The organism is Parabacteroides hominis, assembly GCF_014287585.1.
Lineage (GTDB): Bacteria > Bacteroidota > Bacteroidia > Bacteroidales > Tannerellaceae > Parabacteroides > Parabacteroides hominis.
In genome coordinates this window covers 49,509-56,288 of record NZ_JACOOJ010000037.1, presented here as the reverse complement: position 1 = coordinate 56,288, position 6,780 = coordinate 49,509, and the positions used below count along the sequence as shown (strand labels likewise).

Below are 6,780 nucleotides of genomic sequence, written 5' to 3'. Positions count from 1 at the left end.
AGAACGAAAATGGCAATTATTACTTATACAACTCGGAAAATTGCGGCATAGAAAAATACTATATCGGGAAAAGGAGGAAACGATATAAAAAGAGGATGTGTCGGTTTTGACACACCCTCTTTTTCTTTTAATAACGCTTGTAAATCATAAATTTTCCCTAAGTTTGCAGAAAATATGATTTTATAATCTGATTAGATACAATCGAATGATCGAAATTGTTAGGCCAATGAAGAATCTTCTGGGGCTTATTCTTGTTTTTTGTACACTGGGAACACTATCGGTAGAGGCTACAAATGAGGAAAGGGTAAAATCGAAGAATAAAGTAATTCTGCTCGTTAATACATACCATGAAGCTGCTCCATGGAGTAATAGTATTATTATGCCCGTTCTGAAAGAAGTCAGTATGATCCCAGGCGTGGATGCCTATGTGGAGCATATGACTATGTTGATGATGACCGACGAATCTTCTTTGGATTTATATGTAGGAAACTTATTTAAAAAATATTCGGGAGACTTAAAGCCGGATTATTTTATTGCAGTAGGAAATGCAGCTTTTTCTTTTCGTGAGCGGATAAAAGAAGAATGGGGAGATATTCCAATCATCGTCTGCGGCGAAAATTTACGGATGTTGCCTGATACGGCTTATTTTTCCAGGAAGAATAATATATCAACCTTGCCCTATAAGCCGATATCGGAGATGAAAGAGGATTATAATGTAACCGTGTTGCGTGCTCCTGTCTATGTGGAAAATACTGTCGATATGATGGCCCAGGTTATACCGGGTATGCATAAATTGCTGTTTTGTGCAGATTCCTTGTATTCGAACCGGATAGTTGAAGCGAACTTGTTGAAGCATTTGCAGGAAAAATATCCCGGAATGGAATATGAACGAGTGACAGCGGGACAAATAGAAACGAAAGATCTATTTGACAAGTTATATAATATAGATAATAAAACGGGCGTTCTTTTTTCTACCTGGTTCTATTTAACGACCAATATGTATGGGCGGGAAGTTTTAAAAATAAGTGATTATCGATTGATCTCTTATCTGAATGTGCCTTTATTCTCATTATATGAATCTTATATAGAGGAAGGTGATATGGTGGGCGGATATTATTATGATGCCGATGCCTACATCAAACGCTTATTATCGGTTTTACATCAGGTAACGAAAGGCAAAGCTCCGCGTGACATACCCGTTTACGATCCGGACTCGCATGTCGTATTGGATTATGCTGCAATGAAAAGAAAAAACTTATCTGTGGATAACGCTCCCATAGGAACTGTTTTTATAAACAGGCCTCCTACTTTTTGGGAAAAGTACCGTGTCGCTCTTATGATTTTTGCCTCTATTTTTATTTCGGCTATTTGGGTTATGCTTCTGATCATGCGTATTCGTATCCTTACCAAAACACGGGATGCAGACGAGAGGGAAAGGGAGCAATACAAAAAATATATGAATCTGATCAACAGTATGCCGATCCTTTATTCGCGGGAAAAGGTGACTGTGGATGAAAACGGTAAATTTGTAACTTCTGTTTGCGAAGATGTAAATAAGGCATTTGAAAAAATATTCTGGAAAAGAGAAGAATTGATTGGAAGGTCTGCAACGGAATTCTTCAAGGAGGCGCGTGAAGAACTTATTTATTTTATGCAAATCGTTGTGACGGAACATCGTTCGGTATCGTTCTCTTATTATTTTAAAGATAAGGATATAATATTCGATATTCTTGTGACCAACACGTCGCAACCCGGCGTATTGGATATTTTTGCAGTCAATACGACAGAGCTGCATCGTACGCAACGTTTGCTGGACGATACCAACCATAAGTTGAGTATGGCGCTGGAGGTTGCCAATGTCGTGCCTTGGAAATGGAATTTGGTTGATAAAACTATTTTGTGCGATGTGAATCGACCGCTGGAACTGACAAAGAGTTCATTGGAGGCAGTCGACGAAGATCAGTTGACTGTTCCTGAAAGCGAGTATTTTGCTAAAATACATAAAGATGACCGTGAGCGGGTTAGCCAAGCTTACCGTAACTTGATAGAAGGCAAGACCGAGAAGGTGAAAGAAGAGTACAGGGTAGTCAGCCGGGGAAGAAGTGGATACCGGATTGATTGGATAGAAGCCCAGGCTGTCGTCGACTGTCGTGATAAAGACGGCAAACCATTAACTTTGATCGGTTCTTCTCTGAATATAACGGAGCGTAAGAATATGGAGAAAGATTTGGTTTCGGCTAAAGACCGTGCAGAAGAATCGAATCGTCTGAAATCGGCTTTCCTGGCAAATATGAGCCATGAGATACGCACGCCTTTGAACGCAATCGTCGGTTTTTCCGGTATCTTGGCTTCAACTCAGGAAGAGAATGAAAAACAGGAGTATGTCAGCATCATTGAAAATAATAATAATCTTTTGTTGCAACTGATCAGTGATATTCTCGATCTTTCAAAGATCGAGGCCGGTACGTTGGAATTTGTCTACACGGATATCGACTTGAACGATACGATGTCTGCACTTGAAAATTCTATGCGTCTGCGGCTTCATACCGATCAGGTGGAACTATGCTTTGTTCCCGGCATGAAAGATTGTTATGTGAATACGGAGAAGAATCGTGTTTCGCAGTTGATTATCAATCTGCTGACGAATGCGATCAAGTTTACGAAAGAAGGACGTATAACTTTTGGTTACGAGCTGCGTGGAGATCAGTTGTATTTTTATGTAGCCGATACCGGGTGCGGTATACGGGAAGACAAGATCGACAAGGTATTCGAACGTTTTGTCAAGTTGGATAACTTCGCCCAGGGGACAGGACTGGGATTATCGATCTGTCAAACGATTGTTCAGACGATGGGAGGCGAAATAGGTGTCGATTCGAAGGAGGGAGTGGGATCGACTTTCTGGTTTACGATACCTTATGTTCCTGCCAAGGCCCAGCTGAAGGCTGAGTCGCTCCATCCGCAGATCACAGTGAAGAAAGACAGGTTGACGATTTTGATCGCAGAGGATAATGATAGTAATTACCGTTTGTTCAACTCTGTTCTCCGCAACGATTACAACCTCCTGCATGCCTGGAACGGAAAAGAAGCGGTGGAGATGTATGCCGAACATCGGCCGCATATTATATTGATGGATATCAATATGCCTGTAATGGACGGCTATGAGGCCGCAGCCGAAATAAGAAAACATTCTACAGAAGTTCCGATTATTGCCGTTACGGCTTTTGCTTACGCATCCGACGAACAGCGTGTCCTGGAAAATGGTTTTGATGGCTATATGGCAAAACCGATCAATAGCTCGAAGCTGAAAAAAGAGGTCTCCGATCTGTTATCCAGAAGATTTACGCTTTTGTAAATCGGTGGCGGAACTTTCCTGGCATTCAGTTCCTTTCAACGGTCTGGGCTGCGAAATCCTCAAACAACTGACTATGGCGGCTATTACTGCAAATCCGGTAGCAAGATATAAGCAAGCGTGAGTACTGTTGCTCGGCATCAGGTTAAATATCATCGCTACTAATGTCGCTCCCAATGTCTGTCCTAATAACCGCGCCGTGCCGAGCATGCCGCTTGCACCGCCGCTGCGGTTGGTCGGGGCGGAGGAAATAATCGTGCTGTTGTTGGGTGTCTGAAACAAGCCGAAGCCTGCCCCGCAGACAAACAAACGCCAGATAATGTCCATATCGGTGGGATGGACCGGCAATGTGGCGAGCAGGAACAGTCCGGTTGCGAATATGCCCATGCCGATTCCGCCTAATATTCCTGGGTGTATCTTTTCGACCAGGCGTCCGGCCGTCGGAGCCATAATCATGGTTGCCAGAGGCCAGGGTGTTAATAATAACCCGGTGGCGACATCGCTTCGACCTAATGTATTTTGGAGGAAGAAGGGCAGGGAGATCATCGCCAGCATCTGCGCAGTGAAGGAACTGATCGAGGTTCCGATGGAGAGCGAGAAGATCGGTATTCGCATCAGGTCGACGGGAAGCAACGGGAAGCGTTGGCGCAATTGCCGGCGGACAAAGAAATATCCGATTATGCCCAACGCTACGATTCCGCCTATGACGAGGACGACGCTTTGTTTATGGGCGATCCCTTCCAACGAGAAGATCAGCAGTCCGAAGGTCAGCGCGTTCATCAGGCAACTGACTTTGTCGAAGCGCCTGCCATAGACTTTCACCGGGTTGCCGGGCAGGTGGGAGATGCCGATCACCAGGGCGGCGATGCCGAACGGGACATTGATGGCAAACAGCCAGTGCCACGAGCCGAGCGACAGGATAGCCGACGCGATGGTCGGTCCGGCAGCGATCGAGACTGCCACGACAAGGGCGTTTATCCCCATTCCTCTCCCCAGAAACTTTTTCGGATAGATGATACGTAGCAGAGCCGTGTTCACGCTGGTGATGGCTGCCGCTCCGAAGCCCTGCATGATGCGGGCTGCCGTCAGGGTCCAGAAGGAATCGGAAAGGGCGCAGATCAGGGAGGTGACGCTGAACACTGCAATTCCCGACAGGTAGATGCGTCTGTAACCATAGATATCTCCCAGGGAGGAGAAGGAGAGGAGCGAAATCGTGATGGCCAACTGGTAAGCGTTCACAACCCAGATGGTGACAGACGGTTCCGTTCCCAAATCGCGTGCGATAGTCGGCAGGGCGACATTGGCGATGGTTCCGTCTATGACGGACATGCCGACACCCAAAGCGGTGGCGAGTATCGCCCAATAGCGTTTGGGCAACGGCAGTCCGTCGGTTTTATTTACAGTTGTTGCACGATTGGCTGATATCATTTATTTAGTTTTAATTAATCACTTCCCGTACGGCTTCCAGCATCGGTTCGACTGTCAGCGGGCTACCGGTAGCTTCCTGCATCCACTCGTTAGGTGTCAGGCGTCCCTGGCAGAAAATACGTTCGACTTCGGTCGCGAAATCTTTTCCTTCCAGATACTGGTCCAACTGGAACTCGATGATCTGTCCGAAGGCATAGGCCGACAGGTATAGCGGATAGCTGATCATGTGCGAGTAGACAGCCAGAACCGTTTCGTCTTTCACACCGAAAACGGGGGCGTAATATTTATTCCAGATCTCTTTGGACAGGGAGATCGTTGCATCTTTCAGTTCCCCGGCTGTGGCATCGGGATGTGCATACATCCATTTCCAGACCGAGATGTCCAACATGGAGACGCCGCATATTTCGTACATTGTCCATATCTTGTCCAGAACTTCCATCGCTTTTTTATCCGGATTGTTGTCCTCGATCCCTAACAGCTCCAGATCGCGTTTCTGGAAGACGAAGGCCAGGGCTTCGGTAAAAGCCGTGTTGGGCACGCCGTTCAACATGTAATAATCCACATCATACATGGACAAGGTCTGTTCCACATTGTGCCCGAATTCGTGGATGGCAATGTTGTAGCCCTTATAATCCATGCCGGCTTCCGGTATGCGGGTGCGCAGGTGGGATTGTTGTCCCTTCATGGCTGCTCCCCAGGCATGGCCGGAACCGCGGGCGGCATCGACCGTAATCTTGTCGGCCAGGTATCGGGCGCGTTCCGGCGTGAAGCCGGCTTTGACCAGGATGTTCGGCAGGTCTTTGTCCAACGCTTCCGCATTCGGATAGAGCGCGCGCGTCTTTTCGTTCAGCTTCGTTTCGTCGAGATTGCTGCGTGCCTTGAAGCCGTCATACCAGATGTCGTAGGCTTCCAGTTTGCGGCCGAGGCGTTTGGCGATCATATTACCGACGGCTTTCAGTTCGGGAGCGGAAAGAAACTCGTCGAAAAGTTTTTCCACGTCGTCCAGCGAAACTTCCATGTCTTCCGAGAACTTCCGGTCGATGTAAGTATTTCCCGTGTACTTGTCTATTTCCTGCATTGCCTTGAAGTTGTTCAGCATCTTCTGGTAGCGGGTGGTCGATTCGGGCGTTCCCTGCACCTGCTTGCCGTCCAGGCTGATTTCGTTCTTATACGGGTTCCATTCGTATTTGCCGGAGTTGATGACTTCGACCGGAATGTCCTGTGCAATGATCCGTTTCATTACTTCGTAGACCGTGCGCTGTTTGTCGAGGCCTTCTTTCCCTTTGTTGTAGTTGGCTTTGATCTCGTCGCGCAGGTTCCAGTGTGAAAGCAAGATCATGTCTTTAGGAAACAAATGTTCCCCTTTTTTGTTCTCGACGTGTCCCATATAAATATTGTAGTCGGAGATATAGATGTCGGCGTCGCTCTCTGCATTTCCGGCGGCTTGCAAGGCGCTTGCCGGGATGCGCTCGGTGAACAGGTCGCCGAGGCGGGCATATGCCCAGGCTTTCCGGTCCGTACCTAACTTGCCTTTTTCTTCCAATGTATAATGCGGAAAATTCAGCATGACGATGAATGCGATCTTGTTTTGGTAGAAGTCGTCTTGCAGGTGCGTGCCCGGACTGTAGGAGCCGAACTTTTCGTCGATCGCGTGAAGCGGCCCGGTCGGTTGATGCAGGTTCTTCATCAGGCGGAGGGACATCTCGTTGAAGTAACCGTTGATCCCTTCCATATAATCGCTGATTTTCAGGAAAACCTGTTCTTTTTCGGCGGGATCGGTGATGTAGTTCTTTTCGCAGAATGCTTTGAACTCTTCCGCGCTTCCGTCGGAATCCTGCCAGAGACGGCCGGCTTGGCGGACTCCTTTCTCGATGGCAACCTTGTTACGGCTGTCTTTTGCGACAAGTGACCGGATCGTCGATTGGACGACGGTCGGATTGATCTCTGCGTGACCGCTTAAACAAGCGAGTGTGCAAACCAGCATAAGGCAGATGTGTTTAGTT

Annotated in this window: 3 protein-coding genes; 1 reads left to right on the top strand and 2 read right to left on the bottom strand. The window is 47.3% G+C overall.

The window, feature by feature from the left end:
• Positions 1 to 226: 226 nt before the first annotated feature.
• Positions 227 to 3,352, top strand: coding sequence for an ATP-binding protein (locus H8S65_RS16915; protein WP_186931037.1), 3,126 nt, complete (start codon positions 227 to 229; stop codon positions 3,350 to 3,352).
• Here the strand turns inward: H8S65_RS16915 and H8S65_RS16910 are convergent.
• Complete coding sequence (locus tag H8S65_RS16910) at positions 3,326 to 4,777, bottom strand: MFS transporter (RefSeq protein WP_186931036.1); 1,452 nt, start codon at positions 4,775 to 4,777, stop codon at positions 3,326 to 3,328. The two genes, H8S65_RS16915 and H8S65_RS16910, sit on opposite strands and share 27 nt — an antisense overlap.
• 10 nt (positions 4,778 to 4,787) lie before the next feature.
• The gene (locus H8S65_RS16905) at positions 4,788 to 6,761 is read right to left on the bottom strand and encodes a hypothetical protein (RefSeq protein ID WP_186931040.1); all 1,974 of its coding nucleotides are present in this window, start codon (positions 6,759 to 6,761) and stop codon (positions 4,788 to 4,790) included.
• Positions 6,762 to 6,780: the final 19 nt, after the last annotated feature.

What these genes read in the sequence shown, in the direction of transcription:
- H8S65_RS16905 (WP_186931040.1), bottom strand. Translation starts at nt 6,761, where the DNA reads ATGCTGGTTTGCACACTCGCTTGTTTAAGCGGTCACGCAGAGATCAAT.
- H8S65_RS16915 (WP_186931037.1), top strand. Translation starts at nt 227, where the DNA reads ATGAAGAATCTTCTGGGGCTTATTCTTGTTTTTTGTACACTGGGAACA.
- H8S65_RS16910 (WP_186931036.1), bottom strand. Translation starts at nt 4,777, where the DNA reads ATGATATCAGCCAATCGTGCAACAACTGTAAATAAAACCGACGGACTG.